Raw genomic sequence first — 24,994 nt, 5'->3', positions numbered from 1 at the left:
TTGTCAACGCCCGAAAACAAAAATAAGGCCCTGATATTTCAGGTATTTCTCAAACCAGAGGGGTAGGATCGGGTCTGGATGCAGGGTTAAGGCATTCTGCCCAAAATGAGGGCAAAAGGCCTCAAGACTCCTCTGGGTCACCAGCAGGTTTTGAAGGGCTCCCTCCCGAGGGGGCAGCGGTTGTTTTATCGACCTGGTTCTTTTCACCGAGTCGAAGAAGCTGGGTGGTCTCCTCACCCGTCTCCTTGTTTTTGGTCAAAACTGAAACCATAAATTCTTTGCCATCGACGATGGTTTCAGAGGTAAGCGGTCCATCCAAGTAAATGCGGCCAACAATTTGACCCCTTTCCGGGTTGTATATGCAGACGCGTTTCTCCGCGCAGGGAGCAAGTATCACCCAGCCCTTATAGCGCCACTTCATTTCATGTTCTTCGATCCACTTGCCCTTTAGGCGCAAGGTGATGGTGTTGTGGTGAGGAGAACCGTTGTGGGTCAGAAACTTCCATTTACGCTCACCATTGTTGATGTCGACTGTTTGTAGATACCCATTATTGGTCATGACAGAAATCAAATTATAGTCAGGAATAAAGGTGGGCGTGCTATCAGACGGGGATTCTAGGTCTGTTTCCCAGGCCATGGTTCCAGATTTGGCGTCCACCGCAACGAGTTTGCCGTCCATCGTGGTAAAGATGGCCTTTTTCTCAGCAAGGATCACTCCCGAGAGAATTTTGTCCGAGGTTGAAGTCTTGAACAGCAGTTTTCCTGACTCATAATTGAGAGCAAAAAGATTTCCGGCTTCGCTGGCCACATACAAGGCATTAAGGGTCTCATTGACGGTTGGTGGAAGGTTGTTAATGGGTCCCAAATCCTCTTTGCTCACCCGGGTGACTTCCCCGGTTTCCGGATGAGCAGAGAACAAGTGCGTGCGCTTTTTGAGATCTTCCTCTTCAACTGCAAAGAAAAACAACTGATCGCCAATGAGAATGGGGGCGCCGCGAGTGCCCGAGGCAGCACGAATGGTCCAATAGATGTGGCCGGATTGTTTGTCTAAGCAGAACACGCGTCCATTAGTGGTGGTGGCATATACGCGAGTCTTAGTGATGGCCGGCTGGGCGCTAAACAAAGCGTTCTTCTCGTCCAATTGGAGTTTCCACTTAAGATTTCCCGAGGGGTCGGTTGCCACCAGGACGGGCTGGTCGGCAACGAGAAAGAATCCACTATCGTCAAAAGACCATCGAGCATGGCGGAACAAAGGGTCACCATCGACCCACAAATCACGAGCCCAGAGCTTTTCATATTTGCGATTGAATGTTTCATTGGGGTCATGGGAGGCAGATCGACTGGGGTTCATTCGCCACATAAAAGTGGCTTTAAGATCAGAGGTCTGGAGAAGACCCTTTTGAGGGGTGGGAACCGGAGCTTGGATATCCTGTTTCTCTTTGTGAAAAATGCTTTTCAAAGTCTCCGTCGAATAGAGGTAGGGGTTGTTCTTAAAAACAAAGAACAGGCAGATGACAATGTAGACGATAGATAGGGCCTTGTTTAAGAGACTCAGCCGCCCTTTGTCCGGTTCCATCCTAAAAGCTCCAAGTTACGAAAATTGACCTTTTCACTGCAAATGTCATCGGTTTCAAAAATACGTCGGTAGTCTTTATCATCCAGCTCTCGCAACAAAAAAGAGCTGGCAATATTCTGAAATCCAGGTTCGTTGGCTAACTTTTGACAGAGAATCTTGACGTCCAAAAAGCGCATGAAGGGATCGCAATGAAGGCGCTCAGGCCGGCCTTTCGGCTCGTCCATTCTGATTTCGCGGACTTCTTTGGTAAATAGGGCAAAGGTGGTTTGTTTGCATTCCTTGACGGCCGGATAACCTTCGAGGGCCAGATTTTCACTCACACTTTCCATTGCCGGATTCACATGGCGGGCAAATGGCAGGGCCTGTAAGCTCCAAAAAGTCAGGAGTGCAACGAAAATCCAGGCCCGACTAGCTTCAGGTCGAATGTAAGATTGATAAAGGTATTCCATTTCAATCCGGCGCTGCTCTAGGTAGTAGAAGGGGTAGTATAAAAGGAATAGAATCTGCACGGCTGGGCCCATGGAGTCCGACACAAACCAGTAACTGAGGGAGTAGGCCATAAGGGCAAAAAAACCAATGACAATATTTTGCGACTTCCGCGAGACCAACAGCCAAGGAAGAATCAACTCAGCAATGGCAGAGAGAGCTGCAATCCATTCACTCACTTTGGGGTGGAGTCCCGTGTGCTGTTGCAGCCACAGGCCTGACATCCAATCACCGTTGAGCTTAAGAATGCCTGAAGCTACAAAGAAGGAGACCAGCAGGTATTTCAGAACAGATTTTTTTTGCGGAACAAACAAATAGGCAATGTGGGCAAAAAATAGAAGATAGTGGGCATTACTGCTGAGTCGCGCATCATTAAAATAGAGCAAGGACTTAAACAAAAAGGCCAATAAGAGGAAAAACCAGCTAAAGCCATAAAGTCGCAAAGAAAGAAACATGAGGCCGGAAATGATAGCGAGTACAGGGTAGGTGTAATAGACCAATGTCATTTGGCCATGGCTGAGGACCCTGAGGCTGGCGCAGTCCTCAAAAAAACTCCAGCACAGAGGGGCTGCATCCGCATAATAGGCGAGCGGCGGGTGGCCACCACTGACCCAAAGGAAGAAAGTCATGAGGTGGGAGAGAGCCAGCAAAAACCCAAACCACCTCAAGGCAGAAGATTGTTTGATTTCCCAAAGACCCGATTTAAGCCAATCCATGCGCCTCGTCCGCTTAATGTCCGCACTCGACTTTAGTCAATATGATGCGAAGGAAAATCCTATGTGGGATTGCCCCAGTTGTCCACGGCTTTGATTCGACAGGTCAGGGCGTTAAGTCGCGGCGCGTCCCTTGTAATAACCAAGGGTGTATTCACCGGCAGAGACTAGGCTGAGGCCCACGCTTCCCCACAAGAGCCAATACCCGACTTCAGCAGCAGGCAGACCAAAGGGAGAGGTGTTGATCAGGAGAAGGGGAATTCCCACCATCTGCAAGGCGGTTTTGAATTTGCCGAAAGGTTTGGCGGCAATGATCACATTGTTGGCAGCCGCCACGGACCTGAGGCCGCCGATAAAAATATCACGCGACAGGAGAATCAAAACCATCAAAGGATCAACGCGGTTTACGTCGAGAAGCATGATGAGGGCTCCGAGTACCAAAATCTTGTCCGCAATGGGGTCCATAAACTTGCCCATGGCGCTTTCGGCCTGAAACTTGCGCGCCCAATAGCCATCAAGCCAGTCGGTCAATGAGGCCAGGATGAAAATAACAGCGGCCAGCCAGCCCATCCAGGTTTGGGGGAAGTAAAAGGTGACGACGATAAAGGGTGTCAGGGCAATGCGGGCGTAGGTGGCCCACATGGGAAGATTTTTTTTCCAACTTGGCTGCGAATTCATTCTTTCGTCCCTTTACGAAGCTTGCCAAAACCTTATAGAGTTTCCCCTGATGGGGGACAAGTGAGGAGTCAAAAGAGTTGGATTATTTTGCTGGGACTGATCCCTGTGTGTGCACTCCTTTCCCATGGAGAGGCCAAGGCGCCGGGAAAAAAAGGAAAACCTCCAGCGGCTGAACAACGCGGCGAGCCGATTATGCCGGCGCCAGGGGAGGGTTGGGAAGACATTTCTCCCACTGGATTCCCCAGTGTGTGGGTGGAAAAACAACCCTGGTGGCAGGTCAAGGAAAAGGCTGTCAGAAGGATCAAGGATGAAAGGGCCGTCCTGGTCTCGGTGGTGGCCGAGGAAAAATCTAAAGATCGGCCTTTGAGTCGGTTGCGGATGACTGGGGCGGGCCACGTGAAGGCGCCGGGTGAGTTTTCCTATGCTCGGGTGCGGGAGTTTCATCGCCTGAAGGATCTCAGTGAATATGTGCGCGAGTCCACATTCGACGAGCAGAAGAGTCACCTGTACCTTCACGTCGCAGCTTTTAACTATCATGCACGGATGCTGATGGCCATAGTGCTGCAAAGGCAGGGGAAGCAGAGGCAGATTCTCTTTCACATCGTGGCCGGAACCATGAAAGGCATGAGAGGTGTGGTGCAGCTTGAAGACATCGAGCGTCGCGGTTCGGAAATGTCCATGACAGCCTTTTATGATTACGACAAACTTCCTATTCCCCAGTTCTTCATTGAATTTGGTCTGGAAGTGGTGATGCAAAAAATGGCAGAAACTCTCCGGGCCCATGTGGAAGAACTTTGGTCGAAAGGTCCCCAGGCCGCAGCGGATGAGGACAAAAAAACCAAGCCGGCCACTGAAAAGTAGGATGGGCCCATGGCAAAAAAGACAGAATTCGACGAGTCCAAGCTATCAGCTAAAGAGCGACGTCAGTACCAGCGCTTGTATTTTGATTTTCAACAGGGCCGCTTGCGACAAATTCTGGGCGCCGAGGTGATTTGGCCTGATGACAGCTGTGCCGAAGTTTATGACATGAGCTATTCGGGAGCGGCTCTGCGTCTGCCGAAAAAACTGAGGGTTAAGCGGGGTGAGTTCTATCGATTGAAAATTGCTCTGGGGCAAAATCTGCCCATCGAAGTCGAAGCTGAAATCATTTGGGTTCGGGAGCATATTGCGGGCATTCGTTGGGCGATTATGCCTCCCGAGGTGCATTCGTCCTTTGCCAAGTTTCTTGTGGATAAATTGGTTGGTGCCAACCTCACCCCCATACACCCCCAGTTTTTTAGTGAGTCCATGACGTTTGATTACTGGTTCCATGGGCCGAAGGATACCAATCTCTACCTATGGATGGAGCGCAGCGAGAGGGGAGAAAAGACAAACCGTGTCGATCGGGCCGTGGTGGAGCTCGATGATCAAACTCTAGTCTACGAATACGGCTCACTCAGTTGTGGACAGCGGTCCCCGGACTGGGAGGTGCAGAGGGACTATGGTGATGCAGAGGAATGGCTCGATAACTGGGAAGCCATTGGACAGAATGATGTTATCGTGCAGCGAACCCTGAGTCTGCTCAGTCAGGTGCCCGAAATGAAGGCACCCCTCCGGTCTCTGATGATGGAGTTGGACGAACGGGGCGAGGGAGGGGCCTAGTGGATGGGGTATTTATCTACGACCGCCGGGTGAATTTTGTCGACACCGATGCCATGGGAGTGGTCCATCACGCCAATTATCTGCACTTTTTTGAGGAAGCCCGCGTTGCCTGGCTTCGTGATCGGGGTTTGATCGAGGAGCATTATCCCTATGCTCCTTTGTGTTTTGCAGTTCTTGAGTCCAAAGTGGAGCATCGCCGCGGCCCTCGATTTGATGATGAGATGCGGATTGCTGTTGTTGGCCGTCGGGAAAGATTGAAAATCCGCTTTCGCTATGCCATTTATTCCTCTGACGGCAGTCAAATGTTGGCCACAGGAGAGACTCTGCTGGTCCCTGTAGACACTCAGATCAAACCGGTGCGCCTCAATAAGGACATTATTGCAAAAATGGAGTCGGAACCATGGATAGAAACCTGGCCCTCGAGTTTGTAAGGATCACTGAATTTGCGGCACTCGCCTGCGCCCGCCACATGGGTCGGGGAAACGAAAAAGCAGCCGACCAGGCGGCGGTGGATTCCATGCGCCGGGCCTTTGACTCAGTTAACATTGATGGAACTGTGGTGATTGGAGAGGGTGAACGGGATGAGGCCCCCATGCTCTACATCGGAGAGAAAGTGGGCCGTAAGGGGCCAGAAGCCCCTCAAGTTGATATTGCTCTTGACCCTCTTGAGGGAACGACGATTTGTGCAAAGGGCGGTGTGGGTGCGATCTCAGTCATTGCCATTGCGGAGAGAGGAAATTTCCTTCACGCCCCGGACACCTATATGGATAAAATCGCCTGTGGTCCTGAAGCCAAGGGAGTGATTGATATCAACCTGTCGGCCACCGAAAATGTCAATCGGGTTGCCGAGGCGTTGAACAAGGCAGTTGAAGATATGACCGTGGTGATCTTAGATCGGCCCCGTCACGAAGCCTTGATTACAGAGGTGCGCAAAACAGGGGCTCGTATTCGCTTGATCGGTGATGGAGATGTATCAGCAGGTATTGCCCCTTGCTGGCCTGACTCGGGCATGGATTTGCTGCTGGGAATTGGCGGAGCACCGGAGGGAGTGATCACCGCAGCCGCTTTGAAGTGCATGGGTGGCGACTTCCAAGGTCGTTTGAGCTTTCGTAACGAAAGTGAAAAAGAGCGGGCTCTCAAAATGGGAGTGAAAGACCTCAACAAAGCCTATGGACGCGATGAACTGGCCCAAGGTGATGTCATGTTTTGTGCCACAGGGGTGACGGACGGACCACTGCTCCAAGGGGTTCGCTTTATGTCGCAAAAACGTGCATCGACTCATTCAATTGTCATGAGGTCGGCGACAGGTACAACTCGTATCATTGAAGCTCAGCATGATTTCAGCATTAAGCCTCTGTGGTAATGCTGTGGCCAAGATTCAACTGAAGTGTTTCAAGTGTGGCAAGGAAAGTGAATTCACAGATAGTGTGGGGATTCGCGATGAGTGTGAGTTTTGTGGGGAGGACTCCCATTGCTGTATGAACTGCCGCTTTTATGATCCAAAGGCTTACAATGAGTGCAAAGAAACATCGGCGGACGTGGTTCGCGACAAGGACCGCTCTAATTTTTGTGATTTCTTTCAGCCGGGATCAGGGGAAGGCGGTGCCGGACCCAGCCGCGACGATTTGAAAAATGCGGCAGAGGCCTTGTTCAAAAAGAAGTGATATGTACGGACATACATTCGAGACCGTCCGAGTCATCGGCCGAATCGCGTGTTTTTCTTCCTATGACTCAGACGGTCTCGAATGTATGGTCGCACCTCTCGTTTGACTCACGGGCCGACCTAATGTCAGCCTAAGTCCATGAGAATTGCCCTAATCATAGCACCAGCCTGGTCCACACTGACTGCGCCCCTTGGCATTGCCAGTATGGCCGGGGCCTTTCGCCAGGCAGGCCACGAGGTTAGGGTTTTCGATTTCAACATTCGTCTGTGGAAGATGTTTAATCATTTGCCCGAGGATATGTGGTCCTATTCCAATTTTCGGGATTGGGCCTTTGAGGATGAGTTCAATCAAAAAACCCTGCCAGCTCTTCAGTTAAAGATTCCCCCCCTAGTGGACGAGGTCATGGACTGGTGTCCCGATTTGGTAGGCTTTTCCTTATACGACACGTCGATCAATTGCGGTCGTGTGTTTGCCCTGGAATTCAAAGGCCGCCGCTCGGATTTGCCAATCATTTATGGTGGACCAGGAGCTGGTCTTTGGAATCTACGCAAAGGTCGGGATTTTGAGCGTGGAGCCGTTGATGTGGTTGTAGTCGGTGAAGGGGAGCTCACTGGACTTGAAGTGGTGGACCGTATTAGGCAGGGGATGGATATGTCCGGGTGTTTAGGCACTCTTCACCTGGATGAAAAGGGTGAGCTCAAACAGGAGCTCCCGCGTTCAAACATCCACCTCAATGACCTGCCTCTTCCCTATTTCGGTGACTTTGATTTCAATGATTACCGCCATCTGGCCTTACCCATCATGATGAGTCGCGGCTGTGTCGCCAAATGCACCTTTTGTTCTGAGACCCGCTTTTGGAATAAGTTCCGCTATCGGGAAGCGTCCCATGTGATTCAGGAGATGACTGAATCCCGTCAGTCGGACTGGCCGACTCATTACCTGGTGGCCGACTCCTTGGTGAATGGCAATTTTCGCGTATTGGGTGATTTGGCTCGACAGGTGATAGAAAAGGGTCTCAATGTTACTTGGGGAGGATACGCCCGACTGGATAGACGAATGACTCCTGAGTTACTGTCTGCGATGCATCGGTCCGGTTGTCAGTATCTCTCTTATGGTTTGGAAACCGGATCTCAAGCTGTGATGGATGCCATGGAAAAGCACACGACGGTCGAGGGGGCAAAAAGGGTGATCCGGGATACCTACATGGCCGGAATCGAAGTCCATCTAAATATTGTAGTGGGATTTCCAACCGAAACCGAAGAGGACTTTCAAGATACCCTCAATTTCCTTACTGAATGCCGCGAGTGGATATCAATAGTTAATACCGGAGAAACCTGTGGTATTGCCGTCAATACACCCCTTTGGGATGATCCTCATCGGTTCTTAATCACCACTAATTCCACGGGTGGTGTGATGCCAGGAATCCGTGGCGAATGGGAATCCCAAGGGGGAGCCAATAACGCGGAAGTCCGCCACGATAGACTGCGGCGTTTAAGGGAACTTCTCGATCAGTGGGAAGAGATCATTTGGTTTCCCCGCGGGCCCCGTCCAGATCAAGTGGCCCGTCGCCATATTCCAGAGTTCCATCCCTAATTGTGTCGCAGCACATATCAGTTAAGGACCTGGAACCAAAATACCTTGCGAAGTCAGAAAGAGGACATACAATCGTGAGATTCACACCCCATGAGGAGATGTTTATGAAATACGTTTTGATGATTTTTGTTATGTTGTCCCTTGGTGCTTCTGCCGGCGAACACGGCGGGAAGAAAGTGGAACACGGAGGAAAAAAGGTCGAGCACGGCGGCAAGAAAGTTGAGCATGGCGGAAAAAAGATGGAGCACGGTGGCGAAGGGATGGATGAGGATCACGAGTGCACAGAGGGCGAGGACGGAGAGTCCTGCGATCATGAAAAGGAAGAAAAGGGCAAAGAGTCCAAGAAGGACAAAGAGGGCAGTTTGAAGATGAAACAAGACCGTCAGGTTTCAGTTGAGGACATCAAGTCGGCACTGACGGCCTACATCAAGGAAAAGAGCGATGACAAAGGGATTTTTAACTACATAGATGCTGATCGTAACAATGCACCTATGAAGCTAAAATTTGTGAAGATTCACGATCCTGTTCGTCACATGGAGAAAAAAGGTCAATACTTTGCCTGCACGGACTTCGAAGTGGTGGGACAGTCGGGTAAGCTCCACGATATGGATTTTTGGATGGTTCCGACTGAGGATGGCATGGAAATTGTGTCCACCAAGGTTCACAAGGACCCGGTGAAGAAATCCAAAAAATGGGTGAAGGTCCCCCGTTACACTTTTCAGGGTGAAGAAATGGTGGATGTAAAATAATGCGGGCTCTCCTGATTTTGTTTTTGATGAGTTCAGGTCTTTTTGCCATGGATGGGGGAGCTCAAGCCTCCCCCGGCAAACTTGACCCTTTTTTACAGCCGCAAAAGATCGCCTTTGATTATAAAGTCTATGTGCAAAAGCCAAAGGGCCGATCGCTACGGTTGTGGCTGCCCTTTCCCATGGAAGATGGGGACCAAAAGGTTTTGAGTTACAAGGTGATCACCAAGCCCAACCTCAAGACCGGGTGGTCGCTAAGTGCCAGTGACCCGTATGGCAACAAGATGCTTTACTTTGACCTCCCTAGCTCTGAGATCCCAGCCAAGACAGGATTGGAGATTTCAGTGCGGTATCAAGTGGAACGTCGCCCTACGGGTCCCATTGGAATAAGTGAGTTGAAGGGGCGCTCCGATCTGGATCCTGGCCTCTATTTGTCCTTTAACCAATGGCTTAAGACCAATGAAACGATTGAAAAAATGGGCAAAGTGGCGACGGGTAAGGCCAAGAGTTCCTCGCAAAAGGTGAGGGCTCTCTACGATCATGTCTTCGATATCATGGCCTACAATAAAGATGGAAAGGGATGGGGGCAGGGAGATCCTATTTGGGCTTGCACTGCCAAGAGGGGCAATTGCACGGATTTCCATTCGCTGTACATTGCTATGGCAAGAGGTTTGAATATTCCGGCACGATTTGAAATTGGCGTCCCATTGCCGAACCATCTAAACAAAGGTGAAATTCCCGGCTATCATTGTTGGGCTCGCGTTTATGATGCGGAAAAAGGGTGGATTCCAATTGATGCGAGCGAGGCTAAAAAGGCCAACGCTCGAGATCAGTATTTTGGCCAATTGCCTAGTGATCGCATTGCCTTCTCTGCGGGACGTAACTTGACCTTAAGTCCGCCTCAATCCGGGGGTGGCATCAATTACTTCATCTATCCCTATGCAGAAGTGGATGGAAAGCCCTTTGAGGAAGTGACCAAGAAGTTTGTGTTTCAAAGACTTTAGTCGGGAATAGTGGGATGGCCTCGTTCACTTGGGGCGGTCCCTTCCTCAAGGCTATCTAACGCATTGCCGTTACAAATGGTTGTCGTCACTGTGTTGGCCAAGGTAAAATAATCTTGGCGATTTTCAGAACATTTAACAGCTTAGGTGAGTCGACATGATGAAACGGTCCATGTCCCTGCTTTTAACTTTGGGCGTTTGGTTCTGGTCTTCCCCCGCTTTCGGCAACGTGGTGGGTGTGGACACACAAAATTTCAATCCCATTACCGATGGTTTGGATTACGTTACAGTTCATTCCTCCAAAACTCTTGAACCCGGAATTATCAATCTGGGGGTTTTTCTCAACTATGCAGTCAATAGTTTGCCCAACTACGAGAATGTCTCCAATCAAAGCCGCACGGATTTTGTCGACACCTTGTTTTCATCGGATCTCAACGTGGGGATTGGCCTTACGCGCAATTGGGATGCGGGCTTTAGTATGCCCCAAGTTCATGCCCAGTCAGTCGATAGTGATGTGTTTCGTGGGGAGTTCGAGAACACAGGAGTCACTGAGTTTCGCTTGAATACCAAAGTCCGAATTCTCGGTAACCCAATTGATGGGGGGGTGGCCTTGGTGGCAACCATGAACCTCAATCAGATTGAAGACAATCCCTTCGCCGGCACTAATCCCGGGCCCACATTTAATTTTGAAGCCATTTGGGATCATTCATTTGGTGACACAACAATTGCTGCCAATGTGGGCTATCGTCTACGCAATCCGGGCGATCCCATTGCCGGTGTTCCGGTCAATCCCTTCGGTGATCAATACATTGCCTCCGTGGGAGCGAGCTACCTGATGCCCCAATGGGACACTAAACTGATTGGTGAGATTTATACTAGCTTCCCGGCCGAGTCTGACCAGTTTGCCACTGACCGCGATCACTCGTCGGCCGAGCTGTTGGTCGGTATCAAGACGGACCTTCGTCACGACTTGGCCCTTCATGTGGGCGGCGGAACGGAGATCATCCACGGCACCGGTGCGCCTGACTGGCGGGTTTACACCGGACTGAATTGGAACATAGGTCCTATGTTTGCCAAAAAGGAAGATGTGTTGGTCAAGGTCGATGATACCGGCCCCATGGACCCTCTTGCCGGTGAAGGTGGCGACCCCTTTGCGGGAATTCCCACCTCACAAGAGCGGTTTGTCGCCAAGGATGTTTTATTTGCCTTTGATTCTGCTGACGTAAAAGAGGACTTCAAAGAGATTCTCCGCCGGATGGTGGATTACCTCAATCGCCCGCCGGGATTTGAACGGCTGGTGATTGAAGGTCACACGGATTCCGTGGGCTCTGCTGAATACAACTTGGATTTGAGTCGTCGTCGGGCGGCGAGTGTTCGTCAGGTGCTGATTGATGTGGGACTTGATCCTAACAAGGTCAAATCCGAAGGTTTAGGTGAGACCAATCCTATTGCCAGTAATGCCAATTACCAGGGACGAGCCCGGAACCGGCGTGTGGAGTTCCGAATTTATCGAAAGTAGTCATCATCTTGGTTGAGGAAAATGCAAAAAGGGCTTCCAAACTGGGAAGCCCTTTCTTTTTTTGCAGCCAATAACCGCCAACTAGAAAGCCTTTAGGAGAACCTTCTGGTTAGATTCCTTCCGGGTATTCATCGGCCGGTGCCGCTTGAGGTGCCGACACGGCAGTTGCCGGGTCCACTTCGACCTGCCAGGTGATAGTGATCTTATCCAGGGGTTGAGGCTCATAGTTTTGTCCATTTACTGGAGTATCTTGAGGAAGCACCATCACTTCGTTAGTTTTCTCATCAAAAATAATGCGAAAGATCTCGCTTGGCAGCTGGCTGCCATCAGCTCTGTGGATTTGCACGTCGACGAGGGCACGGCGCTCTTCAGTTCCTTCTTTTTCAACAATCGACACCACCTGATCCTGGGGAATCTGAAACTTGTCCACATACTTTAAGGAGTGGGTGGTAAATTTACCCAAAAACTCCATGGCCACATCAAAGCTGCCTAGTGCCATATCCATGGCCGTGGAACCAGTGAGGGCCATCAACTCCAGATAGCCACGACCGACTTCGTTTTCGTCAAAGTACTGATCGGTGCCTTTGTCATGAGGAACAGTGGCGGGATTGGTGTAGACGATGCCTGAAGCACGAAGAGGCAAATCCCCCTTCACCTGACGAAGGGTTTCGTAGACCGTGCGCTCGGGGACATCGCCCAGTGGTCCACAATATTTCTTGTGGGCTTCCACTTCAACCGGGTCAAAGCCCTTGATGCCGTTGAATTCCACCGCCTTGTACTTGGCACTGTGGTAGCGTTCGTCGTAGGCGGGCTGCTCGCCCTTTTTGTACTTGTAGCAAATGTCATTTTCATCGGCGACAAAGATCACCATTAGAGCCGCGTCCTGACGGAGGAATTGATCCTCAGACTGCAGGCGCTTTGCTTGATCACTAGTGAGGAAGTTGTTAAGCGAAAGCAATCCCAGCTCTCCAGCATCATTGCCCTTTTCTTTCGGAATCTTTTCCATTTTATGGACCAGGGCTTTGGTGATTTCATCCAAGGTCATGCGCCCCTTGCCTTTGTTGCCCAGCACCAGGGGATCATTTGGGTCGCTGGAAAAGAGACGGGCCGAGAATTTACTGTCGGAGCTGTGACCTGGGAGAACACCAATCTTATAGGAGGTGCCATTATCGCCACCTGGCAGCTGGTTGATCAACTTGGGCAGCTGCTCCACGATCCATTTACGCTCGTGGTAAATCGAGGGCGAGGTGTCCATAACAAAGAGAATATCAACCCTTTGGGTGACGGGGCCTTCGGGCTGGAAAAACTCTAGACTCTTAGACTGATAGACAGGCTTTGCCGGCTCCGGTTCCGGAGTGGGAACGACGACGTCAGGGCACTTCACCTTAGGGCAATTATCGACAACAGGCTGTTCAGCTTGTGCGCAAGGATCGACCACCTTTTTCTTGCAAGGATCTTCTTCTACCACTGGGACTGGTTTCACCTCTTGAACCGGCGGGGCAATAACCTCTTCAATTACCGGTTCTTTGCAATCAGGTTTTTTACAGGTGTCGATAACGGAATCCCCTTTGTAGATCACCACTCGGGAATTCGCACCTGAGACGCTGGTTGGGTGCTGGTGAATTGTCGCTGGCTGGTGGATGACGACGGGCTGGTTTTCTCCTCCAACGGGCAAGCCCTCTCCCTCTCCTTGTCTGGTCGTCGTACTGACGGTTGGTACGACCACCGGCTGACCGATGTGTGTGGGCTGCACCGTGGTTGGTTGTACGACTGTGGGCTGGGGAACGGTGGTGCGCTGAGGAGCAGGTCCTGGAGGCGCGGTATCCTGGTCCTGCTGCACCCGCGGGGTGCGCGTACGGTCCTTTTTGGTCATTTTGGCTTTTTGGCAGGCGGGAAGCCCCAGCACCACCACTCCAAGTAGCAGACTCAGGAATTGAATTGTTCTTTTCTTCCTAACCGGTCCCATAGGCCGACTCCTTATTGGTCCATCGCTTAATGTCTACCGGCAAGGCATAGGTAAAAATTCACCTGCCGGTGCTCAGGAGCTAGTCAATGCAAGCCGGGGCCCACGATATTCTTTGATGCCACACAAAATAGGTAAGTAAAAACAATTAGTTACAAATATGCCTTGGGACAGACAAAAAGAGGGGGGTGTTTATTTATGAGACATGGAGCCGCCCTAGGTCACCTGGACCTAGGGCAGCCTTTGTTGACCCTTGATACAGGCCTTCATATCGTGAATGGGTGTACCTAAGAGGAGGTTTGCGGTGATAAATGTGTTGAGAGGTGCGGTCGGGCTGGCGTTGCTGTTGGGTTTTTTGGGTCTGGCTCTGAAATCCCGCGCTGCCACCCCTGAAAAGTCTAAAGGCATGGACTCCATTTCGATCATCAATGCGACTGCCAACCCCACGCCTTCTGGTTGTGAAACACTCAAAGTCCGCATTGAATCCTACAATGATTTGGCTCGGCAGAATGAGGACAATATTGCTGGATATTTGGCTGAGTTGGCCCAGGTGATGAGAGTGTGGCACGGTGAACTGTCGCCACTGGAAGGGCATAATGTATTCATCGAAAAGGGTTCCTTTGATCCCATTCGCAACACGGGGGACAATGTGGCGGCCAGTGTTCAGGCCGTGCGCCGCAATTCTGAGGAACTCAGTCTGTTGGTGAAAGAAATTCTAACTGAACTTCCAGGTTGTTTGAAGTGAGGGCGTGAGCCCCCTTTGGGAATTCCATAGCTTGTCAAGATGAGCAAATGTAGCTAAGATTTTAGGCAAACAAAGGTGAGGTCATGGCAGGAGCAGAAACAACAGAAGTCTTCAATTGTTCGCCGACAGAGCTCTACTCAATCGTGTCGGACTATCCCAATTACCCCAAGTTTCTTTCCGAAGTCACCAAGTGCCTGGTGGTGAAGGAAGAGGGTGGGAGAAAGCTTGTTGAGTTTCAGATATTTCTCATCAAGAACTTCGCCTATCGATTGTGGATTACAGAAAAGCCAGGAAAGGGCATTGAGTGGGAATTCGAGTCAGGTGACCTGTTTAAAATTTCCAACGGCTATTGGCGCCTTGCCGAAGAGTCCGAGGGGCGGGTTCGAGCCACCTACGGTGTTGATGCCAAGTTCAAAATGTTTGTTCCGGGCCCAATCGCCAAGGCCTTAGTCAATGTCAATCTGCCCAATATGATGGCCTCCTACCATAAGAGGGTTAAAGAGTTGTATGGCAAATAAGACTAAAAATGGAAAAACGGCCGAGGCGGATCAATCTTCCAGTGGGGATGAGGAGTTTGTCGCAGATTTCTCTTCCCCTGAGGGCGAAGGGGACCCTCGCAGCAAAGGCGTATCTGATGCCATTAAAAAGGTGATCTCTGCCGGAATTGGCGCTGCCTTTATGACGGAGGAGAGTATTCGCAGTTATTTGGCGGAAGTGAGACTCCCGAAAGATGTGATGAACCTACTTCTCCAAAGCGCCTCAAAGAGCAAGGAAGAGCTTTTGGACAGGGTTGGCAACGAGGTTGTACGGATTATCAGTAAAATTGATTTCGTCGACGAGGCCTCGCGATTTGTGGAGGAACACAAGTTCCGCATCAGTGCGGAAGTCGAAGTCATCAAAAAAGAAAAAGCCGTCGAAGAATAGCCTCCTCCGACGGCGCCCCAAGTGGTCCCCACCACCCTTCCAGTGACAATCAAATAATCAAATGCCTTGGTCTTCAGCCTGTTTCTTGGCGGACTCAAGATGATCAACAGCCGCACCCAGAACCCTGCCAAATGCCCGACGATCTTCTAGGAATTCATTAAAGCTTCGCGCCTCTCCGGAAGCATACTGGCCTGCCAATTCAGAACAGTAGGCTGGGAGATCAAAGTTAAAGTAATCAATGAGGATATCGCCCAACTCCTTAGGGGTGTCCTTGTAGACAAGAACTACCTTAAATGACAAGGAGGGGAGGCTGTCGAGAATCTGCTTGGCGATGGGTAAAGCCCCTGCTTGCCATTTGCCGATTTGAAAGCAATTAAAGGAGCGTTCGTCGGCCACCGGGTTGTCGTCCCGGGAACAGCCATCCTGAAAGTCCTTGTTTTCGATCTTTCTATCCACCAGGCCTGATTTGATGGCCTCCTGAAGTTGTTCCCCAGAAGGGCCTGAGCAATTCTGCCTTTTGGTCATCAACCTCTGGGAAAGGGGCCAGGTGTGGGAGGGGCGCACACCAAACATATCCACATGGCGCTGCCGAAGTTCAGCCATAGACTTCAGAATCTGGCCCATCTTCTCCGATGGCTTTAGCGGCGGAGTCTGTTCTGCTCCAGATGCCAGGCCGGGGCCCATTATTACAAGCCCGATCAGAGTCACGATTCGCATTAATCGACGCATTTAACTTCTCCCATGGTTGATTAAGGCGGTTGTATCGGGGCCTTTCCGCAAAGGACAGAACCAAGTACTCGGGGGAGTAAAGCTTTCATGGAACCAGCTCAAAAAAGTGTTGCTCCATAAGCGGACCTTATGCTGCGAATTATCGGTCTCGTTGAGCCAGGTAAATATTCCTTGCCGATTCTCCGGGAGGAAGCTTCTAAGTAGTGGAATTGACGGGCCTACAGATTTGGTGGGGACAAAAAGCGACATTCTGGCTTTGCTCCAGCCATAAAAAATTGATTTAGATGGGCCTTCTCAAAAGATCTTAGAGCATTCAGTTATTTTAGCTCAGTTGGGTGCAAGGGACTGGCGACAAAGGGGAATTTTGGTGAAGGGCAAGCGCGGAGTCTATTCGGAAAATGAAGCAAGACGATTGCTGTTGTCAGAGCTGATCATGGTGGCTTTGATGATCGTCGCCTTGTTCTTGTCTGAAATGGCTCAGGCTATCGTCGGTGGAGTGCCTGTTCCCCAAGGGTCCGAGGGAAAAAACCATCCCGGCCAATTCAATACCGTGGCCTTTGTCGCCGTTACCGGTAATCACCATCGTACTTTTTGTACAGGCTCTATTATTGGTGAAGACCTCATTCTGACGGCCAAACACTGTATGGCGGGTAAGTCCATCCAGGAACTCAGAGTCTACTTTGGTCCCGATACGGATATGCTCATCCCAACAAGGCTGCGAGAAATTATTCGCGTGGAAGTCTATGGGACTCCAGATTGGGCCAACTATTTCCCGAATATGGACATTGCGGTTGTTCAGTTCAAGGGGGGAATCCCCAATCGAGATGGACAAGACCCGACCCTGCCTCATTATCGACCCCTTGAAATTCTGCGCGATTCGGACCAGATGAAGCCTCATCAGCAGCTGACTCTGGCCGGTTTCGGTAATCGAGTCGCTTCCGACTTTGAGGTGATTGCCGGGCAGCTCTACACGATTGACGTTGAATACCGAGAGTATTTGTTTTCTACCTTTTTTCAGAATCTTTTGCTCCTTCAGGCCAAACCCGGGCAGGGGGCCTGTCACGGCGATTCTGGTGGGCCCGCCTATTTTCCTTACGGTCAGGTTCCTGGAGGAGAAACCCAGTGGCTGATTGGCGGGGTGACCAACGGGTTTGACCTGGCATTAACGCCAAAGGCTCTGCAGCAAACCCAGGACCCTATGTTTCCCCTGAAGGCCAAGTGTGACAGTGGACAAATCCTTTATGGGTTTGCCGGCCACTATGTGGATTGGATCGAGGCCACCTTTGGCACCCAACTTCCTCGCAGCTCTTGGAATACGAGGTCACAGAAGAAACGGCACATTGGTTACGGGCAGAAGAAGTCGTTTGTTGATTGGTGCGCCAATACGGCTTTGGATGAAAAGGGCTGGCTGACCGCGCGCACTCTGGTGTTGGAGGCAAGTAAGCGCAAGGGGTCCGATGAATCAGAGCGGGACTTATTTCTTAACTGTGGGCGAGTGGAAGAACTTTTGAGCGAAGTAACACATCTTGAATTCGATGAGAACGCCACATTGGATTCCCTGTTGCCATTGACGACCTTGCCGCGCCTGCATTCACTTGAGTTGAGCGGGCGCAAAGACTTGGACGAGTTGGGCCTAGATGATTTGGCCCTTGCTCCTGAAATCAAGAAGCTTAAGATCAACTCGTCAATCTTGCGCCGGCACGAGGCGCTAAGAGGGCTTTCTGGGAGTCTTGAGTCCTTAACAATCAGTAATTCTGGGCTTAAGAACCTCAGTTTTTTGGGCGGCTTCAGCAAGCTGACAGAGCTGGACGTCAGAGGCAATTCTCTGTCGGAACTTGGACCAGCTCTCCAGCTAAGAAGCCTGCAGACCCTTCATGCTTCGGGCAATCAACTGGAACATGTGAGTGGAATCGAAGAGTTGAAGAATCTCATGATTTTGAATCTAGCGACCAATGGCATTCGCCAGATGCCTCTTCTTAAGAACTTGGAGAGATTGGTTCAATTAGATGTATCTGCGAACCGTTTGGACGGTCTTGAGTTTCTCCAGGGGTTCAAGGGTGCGTACTTGCGCGAACTGCGGGTGAGCGACAATAGGATAGAATCCGGGCAGGAACTTTTGCGCAATCTGACCGGTCTGACCCTGTTGTCGATGAACAAAACGGGAATCAAGGACCTTGGCCTGTGTGCAGGGATGAAAGATCTCAAGCGTTTGGAAGCTAGTGGTAATGGGGTTGAGACGCTAGAGGTCTTTCGCCAGGCTTCCCATGGCTTTATTGGGCTTCAACGAATGGTTCTGACCTTTAACCTCATTGAGAACTATTCACCTTTGGCAGGGCTGAAAAATCTCACTGGTCTGTGGGTCAATGGTAATCCTTTGTCGAATGGAGATCCCGCCCCTAGCGATCAAAACTGTCCATTGAAGAGTGCCAATTCCGCACTTGATCGGACTTGTCGCAATTTACGGCGTTAGTTGTTTACTTGGAACGCAGGAGAAATTGCCCAACCAGTATTCCGCTCCCACCAATGAGATAGACGGGAACCAGGTGCCACAGGAGGGAGTGGAAGGGGTCGCCAAAACAATGAAATTGAAGAGCAAAGCCGGAAAAGGTTCCTGCCGCCGTCAAAGTGAGAAATCCAGCCCAACCACGATGCAGGGGGTAGCCGGCTCGTACCCGCAAGATTAAGAAAACCCCAAGAGGAAGGGCCGTGATGAGGATCCATTTCACGCAGAACATTCCCCAGTGAAAGAAAAGGCTGTCAGTCCCTCTCTCGGCAATGTCGCGTCCGAGAAAAAACAAGAGAAACACAAGCCAAAAAACCGAAAGGCCTACCGCCCAGGCACGGGGCCAAGACTTCTCCTGGCCAGGAAGAGAAATACTGATGGCTCCATAAACCGATATGGCGGAGGCGGCAAGAAGGACGAGTTGTTTGAGCAGGAACAGGGGGCTCATCAGTGCCTGCCACACTTGTGGGTCGTAGCCCATCAGAGTGTTGGCGACGATGGCGACAAACAGGCAAAGGATCAGCCACTGTCCCACCGTCCACCAAATAGGTTTGGGTGGAGTCACCTCCGTGAGATCCAAGCTCAGCTGGTTGATAAGGTCATTGGTGGAGATTTTATCTGCCATGATGGAATGCCTCAAATATCTTTTTGTAGCCTCGATGGGCTGCAACTTTTACCGCTGCCTCGGACATGGAGAGCATCTCCGCCACCTCTTTAACACTATGGCCTTCAATTTTCAAAAGTCGAATAATCTCCTGTTGAGAATCAGAAAGACCCCCTAGGGCCTTCTTGAGTGTGTCCACCTCAAAACGGGAGATTTCTTCTTCAGCCACCAGCATCTCCGCTTGTTCGTCGATGAGAGGGCTTTCGTATTCCTCCCGTCGCTTGTGTTTTCGCCAAAACTCCATGACCCGGCTGTTAGCAACGGCGTACAGCCAGGGTTTGAAGGGGCGATCCGGATCATAGGTATGGCGGGCCCGGTGAAGGGTGAGGAGGACTTCCTGAAGAACATCCTCTGCCTGGTCCATACCTCCCATCCGCTTCACCAAGAAAGGACGAATGAATTCTGAAACTTCCTGAAGCAGCTGCACGAAGTGCTGACTGCTTCCAGCCTGAGCCTGAGCCATCAACTGACCCCAGCTGTCCTCGTCCTTGGTTTGGGCTGGATGGGACTTGTCCATCAGGAACTACGCCTCGCGTACTAAGAAGTTACAGTCAGAAGTGATGTTTGCTCTTCAACAAGTTTTACGTGGGCCAGGCGTCTGGGTCAATGCGGCAATCACTTAGCCTGCGGTGTGTAGAGTGGCCCTGAGGAGAACTGGACTCAAGGCGATGGGCTGGGATGTCGATTTATGAGACATGGTTAATGGATTGCTTTGTCTCTTTTCAGTGGTTCTCTTCTGCGTTTCCGCACGATTTTTGATGAAGTCCATTTCCATGGCCATAGCTTTACCTGGAGGTCATCAGGTGTTTTCCCGCCGGGCCCGGCGGGTGGAAAGAGCCTACAAGATCCTCGCGTGGTCCTGTCTGACTCTGTTTCTTTTTGTGTCGATGCTTCAGTCCTTTTGGCAGACCTTCAGCCAACCCTATTAAGTGAATATTGCTGGAGCTAGCGCAGCCCTGTGCCAGAAGCCTTGGGCTCCTTTTGGCTGGGAATCTCAACCCCCTTTTTAGGGATCAATTCGACCTTGAGTTCATCAGCCGCGCCCTGAGGAGCGAACTTTTCAGGCAGACCAGTTGGCGGTAAGTTCCCCACTTCGGAGGGAGGCGACTTCTCTCCCGCCTGGGGCATGAGTTGAAACTCCTCGCTCAACCGGTAGCGCATTTCCACATCCGGTTGTTCCTCTGGGTGGGGAGTGAGTTCAGGATTTTCCTTTTCCGGCTCTGGGACATCGGCCTTGAGAGTCGGGGATTTCAACAAGGGCTGTCGTTCCTCAAACTTTTTTGTCGCCTGCTCAAGGACTTTTTGTTTTTCCAGGCGCAGCAGTTTTGCTTCAACCGCATCACCCACCTCAGCCTTGTCGACAGGACGCCCGGGCAGACTGGTGGCCCCATTGGTATAATGGCGAAGACTCACGAATTGGTCTGGTCGCACCGGGTGGGATAAGGTCGAAAACTCCATGTAGCCTTCGACAAAGGACAGAATATTTTCGTTCCTCTCGGGTAGAGTCTTAATGGCCAAGCTCAGGTAAGTGAGAAATCGCCACAAGGGGGATTCTCCTGCAGGGGAGGTGGCCTCGGTGAGAGACATTTCGAGAAGGGTATTCTGCAGGAAATCACGCAAATCCCCCCCGCCATATTTGCTGTCGATTTGGAAGAGCAAGCGATCGAGAAAGTCTTGGCGCAGAATCCGCTCTTTGCGTTGGGCCATGAGCACTTCCATTTCGCCTTCAAAGGCCTTGAAGGCCCGGCTGGCTTTACTGCTGGTGGCGGCCTCTTCCAGGTCCATTTCCTTGTGGGTGTTGAGGAGACTTCGCACTCGGGTATCCACTTCTCGTAGTTTTCTGTGATTGTCTTGCTTGAGGGACATCAGTTGGTTCACGGCTTCTTGCTTTTCTGAGGCAAAGGCCGGCCCGGCCACCATAAGGGGCAAAATAATTAAAAGTCGGAATAGAAGAGCAAGAGGCTTTTTCATCCTAATATTGGGAAGAGCAATTCCAGGGCCAAGAACAGTAGATATTAACCCGTAAAATCAAGTATTTACCAGACCCGGCGGAGCCTGTTTGTGGTCCCCAGATGGGTAGTGACGAGAATTGCTGACAGCTGCCTAAAGTGATGAATGAGGGAACACCAGAAGGCGCCAGGGTCTTTCTTCCCGCAAAAGCCCTCAATAACGCATTGATCTAGTCGGGGATTTCCCTGGAAGCCCCTGTGGGTGGACGTTAGGATGGGGAAAAGATGGACTCAGGGAGGGGACACATGAATGTTTTGCGGATAACGACATGGCTGGTATTTTTGCTCACCGCCTGGTCAGCACAGGCGTCAATTGATGTGAGCTGTGTGGCTCAGGATTGCTTCACCGAAGGCTGGCGAATGCGCGACACCAAGAGTCTGGCCAGGGCATCCGTCGAGTGTGTTGATTTTGATTGCCGCAACAAGGGTTGGTACGAAACCGGCTTTAGTGGTCAGACCTATCTTAACCGTTGTCTCGGTGGAGGCTGTTGGGTCGAGGGCTGGGAAGCCGTGGATCTCAATGGTCGCGTGCTCGCTTGGGCCACCTGTCACCAGGGTCAGGAAGGTGAATCCGATTGTTTGACCTATGGATGGACAGTACGTCAGGTCAACGGAACCACAGCTCGCCTGACTTGTATTGATAACAACTGCCGTGATAAGGGCTGGGAAATTCATTTGCGAGGAGGCGCCCCGCAGTCGGTGATTTGCAAACCCGGCGGGTGTTTTGTTGAAGGATGGCGACTGTATTATTAAAGAAAAAAACTTCTCTCAACGCCTTTGAACATCAGGTGATTCGACAGCTACGGCCCTTGGAACTCAATGGGGCCGTTTTGCTTTTGGCGGTGTCCGGTGGTCGCGACTCTATGACCTTACTCCATCTCATGACTCGGGTGAGTGCCGTTCTTAAAGTGGAACTGGCCGTGGCCCACGTCCACCATGGGCCTGCGGGAGGAAAAAAGGGTCGCTTTCGCCGCCAGGCTTGGGAGTTGGTGGCCCGAGAGAGTCAACGGCTAGGACTCAGGCTGTACTCCAATGTCTGTCCTCACAATTGGCACAGCAAAAGTTGGCGCATGAAGTGGCTGGTCTCCCCACGGTCCCCTCTCAAATCCGAAGATGAGCTCAGGGATTTTCGCCACGGCCTCTTGGAAACTTGGAGAAGCGAGCTGCAAGCGCAGAAGGGACAAAGAACCTTCACTCTCACCGCGCACCACCAGGACGATCTCTTGGAGACGCGAATGATACGCCTTATAAGGGGATCAGGGCTGAAGGGCCTGAGAGCCATGGGGCTCTGTGACGGAATTTTGTTGCGCCCCTTGATTGGCCTCTCTCGTCAGCAAGTGAGTGAATATGGCAAGTCTTGTTCGCTGACTTGGGTCGAGGATCCCAGTAATCAGCAGGTAGATCCCCTGCGCAATTGGCTGCGCCACGAGTGGTTGCCGGCTTTGGAGAAGAGACGTCGTTCCGCTGTTGCCACCCTGGCGCGGTCACTTGAGCTAATTGCCAATGAGGGTGAGGATGATCTGGGAGAGTCGGAGATGGGAGTTCGGGTGCTGGACCGACGAAAGTACCTGGAGATGACTCGTGAACAGAAGAAAAGAACCATCGCCTCTTACCTGCGTCGACTGGGAGTCAAAGGTTACGGCCAAAGTCATGTGGAAGAAATTATCAAACGTCTTGACAGTTCACGGCGTGAACTCAGGTTTACAGTATTGAAGTGGGACTGGTTTGTTAATGCGGAGCAAATCAGAGCCTTCCGGCCCGAAGGCGAGCCAGGAATCAATTGAGGCCTCAGAGTGCGGATGGTATTCTAAATTGAGGCTTTTTCGGGAATTTGCGAAAGGATAAATCAGAATGCGTTCACCTCAAAAAACCATGGCTCTTTGGGCAATGCTCATCGTTGTTGCGATCTTGTTGTTTCAAATGTACGAGGCCCAACGCCATACTCTGATTCGCGATTTTGATTATCCTAAGTTTCTCAAAGCCCTTGAAGCCGGTGAGATTGAGTCGGTCACCTTCAACAAAGACACCGGTGAAATTGAAGGCGATGTGCGCACCGAGTACAAAGACAAATACTCTGGGCGTCACTTTCAGATTTTGGGTAATACTGACTCCGAAGGTTTCAAAATTGTTCGCGAGAATGGTATTACCCCCAAGTATATAGGTTCCGACAATTCCCTGATGACATCCGTGTTTTTGAATTGGCTTCCTTTGATAATCATCATCGGAATGTTCATGTTCTTCATGCGTCAAATCCAGGTCGGAGGTGGCAAGGCCATGAGTTTTGGCAAAAGCCGGGCTCGGCTTTTGACGGAAAACAAAAACAAGGTGACTTTCAAAGATGTGGCAGGCGTGGAAGAGGCCAAAGAGGATTTGCAGGAGATTGTGGCATTTTTGAAAGAGCCTAAAAAGTTCACCCGCTTGGGCGGACGTATTCCCAAAGGCGTTCTGCTGGTGGGCCCTCCTGGAACGGGAAAAACTCTTTTGGGTCGTGCCGTCGCTGGTGAAGCCAATGTTCCCTTCTTCACTATTTCGGGTTCGGACTTTGTGGAAATGTTTGTCGGTGTGGGTGCCAGTCGTGTGCGCGATCTGTTTGAACAAGGAAAGAAAAATGCCCCCTGCTTGATTTTTATCGATGAGATTGACGCCGTCGGACGCCATCGGGGTGCCGGAATGGGTGGAGGTCATGATGAGCGCGAACAAACACTGAACCAGCTTCTTGTCGAGATGGATGGATTTGAAAGTAACGAAGGCGTGATTCTGATTGCTGCCACCAATCGGCCCGATGTTTTGGATCCAGCCCTGTTGCGTCCGGGACGATTTGATCGCCGAGTGGTGGTGAATAAGCCTGATCTCAAAGGTCGTCGAAAGATCCTTGAAGTACATACCCGCAAGACACCATTGTCGGCTGAAGTGAATCTGGATCGCATTGCACGTGGTACCCCCGGATTCTCGGGTGCGGACCTGGAAAACCTCGTCAATGAGGCCGCATTGCAGGCAGCTCGTGAAAATAAGCCCAAGATTGAACAAGAGGATTTTGAGAAGGCTAAAGACAAAGTGATGATGGGCTCCGAGCGTAAGTCGATGGTGATCAGTGAGAAAGACCGAAAGATCACCGCCTACCATGAAGCCGGCCATACTTTGGTGGGGAAAAAGGTTCCTGATCTGGATCCCATTCACAAAGTCACCATTATCCCTCGGGGAATGGCCCTTGGCTTGACCCAGACTCTTCCTGAGGAAGATCAGTTGAATCTTTCCAAAAAGAAGGCTGAGTCCATGATTGCGTTTTTGTTTGGAGGTCGAGCTGCTGAAGAATTGGTCTTTCAGGACTATACCACGGGAGCTGGAAATGACATTGAAAGAGCTACAGAGCTAGCTCGACGAATGGTCTGTGAGTGGGGGATGAGTTCGAAGCTGGGTCCGTTGGCCCTGGAGAGACGAGAAGGTCCAGTTTTCTTGGGTATGCAGTCCTCGCAGCAGAGGGACTACTCCGATGCTAAGGCTGAGGAGATCGACAAAGAGGTCTACCGCCTGGTGATGGAAGGCTACGAGTTGGCCAAGAAGGTTCTGAATGACAACATCGATGTTCTTCATCGCATGGCAGAGGCTCTCTTGGAGCACGAGACCATTGACGGGGAAGAGGTCGAGATCATTGTTAAAGGCGGAGGCCTACAAGAAATCAATGAAAGGCGCGGAATGAAGCAGGAAAAGCTGGTTCAGGAGCGCAAAGCTGCCGAAGAGGAAGAAGCAAAGAAGAAATTGGTCGAGGAAGAAAAGGCCAAAGAGGAAGATGACGACCGTGACCCGGTCGGAAATCCGGGTCCAGTAACCGCGTAGTAAGGC

The 24,994-nt window shown here is 51.1% G+C and carries 25 protein-coding genes; 17 read left to right on the top strand and 8 right to left on the bottom strand.

The genetic code is table 11. The features are described 5' to 3' along the window. Nucleotides 1-121: 121 nt before the first annotated feature. From H6624_06355 to pgsA, 3 genes are all read right to left on the bottom strand, one after another. A complete protein-coding gene (locus H6624_06355) occupies nucleotides 122-1,576 on the bottom strand; it encodes a PQQ-like beta-propeller repeat protein (protein ID MCB9083946.1) in 1,455 nt (484 codons plus the stop codon). Beyond that, nucleotides 1,552-2,778, bottom strand: coding sequence for a hypothetical protein (locus tag H6624_06350; protein ID MCB9083945.1), 1,227 nt, complete (start codon nucleotides 2,776-2,778; stop codon nucleotides 1,552-1,554). The genes H6624_06355 and H6624_06350 overlap by 25 nt, the downstream gene beginning before the upstream one ends. Nucleotides 2,779-2,889: 111 nt before the next feature. After that, nucleotides 2,890-3,453 carry a CDP-diacylglycerol--glycerol-3-phosphate 3-phosphatidyltransferase gene (gene pgsA, locus H6624_06345; GenBank protein MCB9083944.1) on the bottom strand — a complete coding sequence of 188 codons (564 nt, stop codon included), beginning with the start codon at nucleotides 3,451-3,453 and terminating at the stop codon, nucleotides 2,890-2,892. Between the two features lie 60 nt (nucleotides 3,454-3,513). Here pgsA and H6624_06340 point away from each other — a divergent pair, with 60 nt between their 5' ends. From H6624_06340 to H6624_06300, 9 genes are all read left to right on the top strand, one after another. Further along, nucleotides 3,514-4,314 carry a hypothetical protein gene (locus H6624_06340; GenBank protein MCB9083943.1) on the top strand — a complete coding sequence of 267 codons (801 nt, stop codon included), beginning with the start codon at nucleotides 3,514-3,516 and terminating at the stop codon, nucleotides 4,312-4,314. Between the two features lie 9 nt (nucleotides 4,315-4,323). Beyond that, entirely contained in the window at nucleotides 4,324-5,094 is a 771-nt protein-coding gene (locus H6624_06335; protein ID MCB9083942.1) for a PilZ domain-containing protein, read from the top strand. Next, nucleotides 5,094-5,525 (top strand): acyl-CoA thioesterase, encoded by a 432-nt coding sequence (locus tag H6624_06330; protein MCB9083941.1) that lies wholly within the window; start codon nucleotides 5,094-5,096, stop codon nucleotides 5,523-5,525. The genes H6624_06335 and H6624_06330 overlap by 1 nt, the downstream gene beginning before the upstream one ends. Continuing rightward, entirely contained in the window at nucleotides 5,495-6,457 is a 963-nt protein-coding gene (gene glpX / locus H6624_06325) for a class II fructose-bisphosphatase (GenBank protein MCB9083940.1), read from the top strand. Before H6624_06330 ends, glpX begins: the two co-directional genes overlap by 31 nt. 13 nt (nucleotides 6,458-6,470) lie before the next feature. Further along, nucleotides 6,471-6,758: a hypothetical protein gene (locus H6624_06320; GenBank protein MCB9083939.1), complete on the top strand. Its 288-nt coding sequence runs from the start codon at nucleotides 6,471-6,473 to the stop codon at nucleotides 6,756-6,758. 138 nt (nucleotides 6,759-6,896) lie between these two features. After that, nucleotides 6,897-8,351 (top strand): cobalamin B12-binding domain-containing protein, encoded by a 1,455-nt coding sequence (locus tag H6624_06315; protein ID MCB9083938.1) that lies wholly within the window; start codon nucleotides 6,897-6,899, stop codon nucleotides 8,349-8,351. Nucleotides 8,352-8,455: 104 nt separating this feature from the next. Further along, nucleotides 8,456-9,100, top strand: a complete 645-nt coding sequence (locus H6624_06310; GenBank protein MCB9083937.1) for a hypothetical protein — start codon at nucleotides 8,456-8,458, stop codon at nucleotides 9,098-9,100. Then, nucleotides 9,100-10,101: a transglutaminase domain-containing protein gene (locus H6624_06305; GenBank protein MCB9083936.1), complete on the top strand. Its 1,002-nt coding sequence runs from the start codon at nucleotides 9,100-9,102 to the stop codon at nucleotides 10,099-10,101. Before H6624_06310 ends, H6624_06305 begins: the two co-directional genes overlap by 1 nt. A 154-nt stretch (nucleotides 10,102-10,255) precedes the next feature. Then, nucleotides 10,256-11,617: an OmpA family protein gene (locus H6624_06300; GenBank protein ID MCB9083935.1), complete on the top strand. Its 1,362-nt coding sequence runs from the start codon at nucleotides 10,256-10,258 to the stop codon at nucleotides 11,615-11,617. Between the two features lie 109 nt (nucleotides 11,618-11,726). Here H6624_06300 and H6624_06295 read toward each other — a convergent pair whose 3' ends face one another. Next, a complete protein-coding gene (locus H6624_06295; protein MCB9083934.1) occupies nucleotides 11,727-13,583 on the bottom strand; it encodes a hypothetical protein in 1,857 nt (618 codons plus the stop codon). A gap of 301 nt (nucleotides 13,584-13,884) precedes the next feature. On the opposite strand from H6624_06295, the gene H6624_06290 reads away from it, so the two are divergent. From H6624_06290 to H6624_06280, 3 genes are all read left to right on the top strand, one after another. Continuing rightward, nucleotides 13,885-14,325, top strand: a complete 441-nt coding sequence (locus H6624_06290; GenBank protein MCB9083933.1) for a hypothetical protein — start codon at nucleotides 13,885-13,887, stop codon at nucleotides 14,323-14,325. Nucleotides 14,326-14,408: 83 nt separating this feature from the next. After that, a complete protein-coding gene (locus tag H6624_06285; protein MCB9083932.1) occupies nucleotides 14,409-14,843 on the top strand; it encodes an SRPBCC family protein in 435 nt (144 codons plus the stop codon). Then, on the top strand, nucleotides 14,833-15,249 hold the full coding sequence (locus H6624_06280; GenBank protein ID MCB9083931.1) for a hypothetical protein: 417 nt from the start codon (nucleotides 14,833-14,835) through the stop codon (nucleotides 15,247-15,249). The genes H6624_06285 and H6624_06280 overlap by 11 nt, the downstream gene beginning before the upstream one ends. Nucleotides 15,250-15,306: 57 nt before the next feature. Here the strand turns inward: H6624_06280 and H6624_06275 are convergent, their stop codons facing one another. Then, a complete protein-coding gene (locus H6624_06275; GenBank protein MCB9083930.1) occupies nucleotides 15,307-15,978 on the bottom strand; it encodes a hypothetical protein in 672 nt (223 codons plus the stop codon). Between the two features lie 367 nt (nucleotides 15,979-16,345). Here H6624_06275 and H6624_06270 point away from each other — a divergent pair, with 367 nt between their 5' ends. After that, entirely contained in the window at nucleotides 16,346-18,448 is a 2,103-nt protein-coding gene (locus H6624_06270) for a trypsin-like serine protease (protein ID MCB9083929.1), read from the top strand. Between the two features lie 4 nt (nucleotides 18,449-18,452). Here the strand turns inward: H6624_06270 and H6624_06265 are convergent, their stop codons facing one another. After that, the gene (locus tag H6624_06265; protein ID MCB9083928.1) at nucleotides 18,453-19,106 is read right to left on the bottom strand and encodes a DUF1109 family protein; all 654 of its coding nucleotides are present in this window, start codon (nucleotides 19,104-19,106) and stop codon (nucleotides 18,453-18,455) included. Then, nucleotides 19,096-19,662, bottom strand: a complete 567-nt coding sequence (locus tag H6624_06260; protein MCB9083927.1) for a sigma-70 family RNA polymerase sigma factor — start codon at nucleotides 19,660-19,662, stop codon at nucleotides 19,096-19,098. The genes H6624_06265 and H6624_06260 overlap by 11 nt, the downstream gene beginning before the upstream one ends. 178 nt (nucleotides 19,663-19,840) lie before the next feature. Between H6624_06260 and H6624_06255 the strand changes: the two genes are divergently transcribed. Beyond that, a complete protein-coding gene (locus tag H6624_06255) occupies nucleotides 19,841-20,074 on the top strand; it encodes a hypothetical protein (protein MCB9083926.1) in 234 nt (77 codons plus the stop codon). Between the two features lie 16 nt (nucleotides 20,075-20,090). Here the strand turns inward: H6624_06255 and H6624_06250 are convergent, their stop codons facing one another. Beyond that, on the bottom strand, nucleotides 20,091-21,116 hold the full coding sequence (locus H6624_06250; GenBank protein ID MCB9083925.1) for a hypothetical protein: 1,026 nt from the start codon (nucleotides 21,114-21,116) through the stop codon (nucleotides 20,091-20,093). 284 nt (nucleotides 21,117-21,400) lie between these two features. Between H6624_06250 and H6624_06245 the strand changes: the two genes are divergently transcribed. The 3 genes from H6624_06245 (at nucleotide 21,401) to H6624_06235 (ending at nucleotide 24,988) form a co-directional block, all read left to right on the top strand. Next, complete coding sequence (locus H6624_06245) at nucleotides 21,401-21,907, top strand: hypothetical protein (GenBank protein ID MCB9083924.1); 507 nt, start codon at nucleotides 21,401-21,403, stop codon at nucleotides 21,905-21,907. Then, complete coding sequence (tilS, locus tag H6624_06240; GenBank protein ID MCB9083923.1) at nucleotides 21,889-22,938, top strand: tRNA lysidine(34) synthetase TilS; 1,050 nt, start codon at nucleotides 21,889-21,891, stop codon at nucleotides 22,936-22,938. Before H6624_06245 ends, tilS begins: the two co-directional genes overlap by 19 nt. Nucleotides 22,939-23,005: 67 nt before the next feature. Beyond that, entirely contained in the window at nucleotides 23,006-24,988 is a 1,983-nt protein-coding gene (locus H6624_06235; GenBank protein MCB9083922.1) for an ATP-dependent metallopeptidase FtsH/Yme1/Tma family protein, read from the top strand. The last annotated feature ends 6 nt before the right edge of the window (nucleotides 24,989-24,994 follow it).

The sequence above is a fragment of the Pseudobdellovibrionaceae bacterium genome, from assembly GCA_020635075.1.
In the GTDB taxonomy this organism is placed as follows: domain Bacteria; phylum Bdellovibrionota; class Bdellovibrionia; order Bdellovibrionales; family UBA1609; genus JADZEO01.
This window is presented reverse-complemented; position numbering and strand designations above follow the sequence as displayed.

What these genes read in the sequence shown, in the direction of transcription:
- H6624_06355 (MCB9083946.1), bottom strand. Translation starts at nt 1,576, where the DNA reads ATGGAACCGGACAAAGGGCGGCTGAGTCTCTTAAACAAGGCCCTATCT.
- H6624_06350 (MCB9083945.1), bottom strand. Translation starts at nt 2,778, where the DNA reads ATGGATTGGCTTAAATCGGGTCTTTGGGAAATCAAACAATCTTCTGCC.
- pgsA (MCB9083944.1), bottom strand. Translation starts at nt 3,453, where the DNA reads ATGAATTCGCAGCCAAGTTGGAAAAAAAATCTTCCCATGTGGGCCACC.
- H6624_06335 (MCB9083942.1), top strand. Translation starts at nt 4,324, where the DNA reads ATGGCAAAAAAGACAGAATTCGACGAGTCCAAGCTATCAGCTAAAGAG.
- glpX (MCB9083940.1), top strand. Translation starts at nt 5,495, where the DNA reads ATGGATAGAAACCTGGCCCTCGAGTTTGTAAGGATCACTGAATTTGCG.
- H6624_06315 (MCB9083938.1), top strand. Translation starts at nt 6,897, where the DNA reads ATGAGAATTGCCCTAATCATAGCACCAGCCTGGTCCACACTGACTGCG.
- H6624_06310 (MCB9083937.1), top strand. Translation starts at nt 8,456, where the DNA reads ATGAAATACGTTTTGATGATTTTTGTTATGTTGTCCCTTGGTGCTTCT.
- H6624_06305 (MCB9083936.1), top strand. Translation starts at nt 9,100, where the DNA reads ATGCGGGCTCTCCTGATTTTGTTTTTGATGAGTTCAGGTCTTTTTGCC.
- H6624_06300 (MCB9083935.1), top strand. Translation starts at nt 10,256, where the DNA reads ATGATGAAACGGTCCATGTCCCTGCTTTTAACTTTGGGCGTTTGGTTC.
- H6624_06295 (MCB9083934.1), bottom strand. Translation starts at nt 13,583, where the DNA reads ATGGGACCGGTTAGGAAGAAAAGAACAATTCAATTCCTGAGTCTGCTA.
- H6624_06285 (MCB9083932.1), top strand. Translation starts at nt 14,409, where the DNA reads ATGGCAGGAGCAGAAACAACAGAAGTCTTCAATTGTTCGCCGACAGAG.
- H6624_06280 (MCB9083931.1), top strand. Translation starts at nt 14,833, where the DNA reads ATGGCAAATAAGACTAAAAATGGAAAAACGGCCGAGGCGGATCAATCT.
- H6624_06275 (MCB9083930.1), bottom strand. Translation starts at nt 15,978, where the DNA reads ATGCGTCGATTAATGCGAATCGTGACTCTGATCGGGCTTGTAATAATG.
- H6624_06265 (MCB9083928.1), bottom strand. Translation starts at nt 19,106, where the DNA reads ATGGCAGATAAAATCTCCACCAATGACCTTATCAACCAGCTGAGCTTG.
- H6624_06260 (MCB9083927.1), bottom strand. Translation starts at nt 19,662, where the DNA reads ATGGACAAGTCCCATCCAGCCCAAACCAAGGACGAGGACAGCTGGGGT.
- H6624_06255 (MCB9083926.1), top strand. Translation starts at nt 19,841, where the DNA reads ATGGTTAATGGATTGCTTTGTCTCTTTTCAGTGGTTCTCTTCTGCGTT.
- H6624_06250 (MCB9083925.1), bottom strand. Translation starts at nt 21,116, where the DNA reads ATGAAAAAGCCTCTTGCTCTTCTATTCCGACTTTTAATTATTTTGCCC.
- H6624_06245 (MCB9083924.1), top strand. Translation starts at nt 21,401, where the DNA reads ATGAATGTTTTGCGGATAACGACATGGCTGGTATTTTTGCTCACCGCC.
- tilS (MCB9083923.1), top strand. Translation starts at nt 21,889, where the DNA reads ATGGCGACTGTATTATTAAAGAAAAAAACTTCTCTCAACGCCTTTGAA.
- H6624_06235 (MCB9083922.1), top strand. Translation starts at nt 23,006, where the DNA reads ATGCGTTCACCTCAAAAAACCATGGCTCTTTGGGCAATGCTCATCGTT.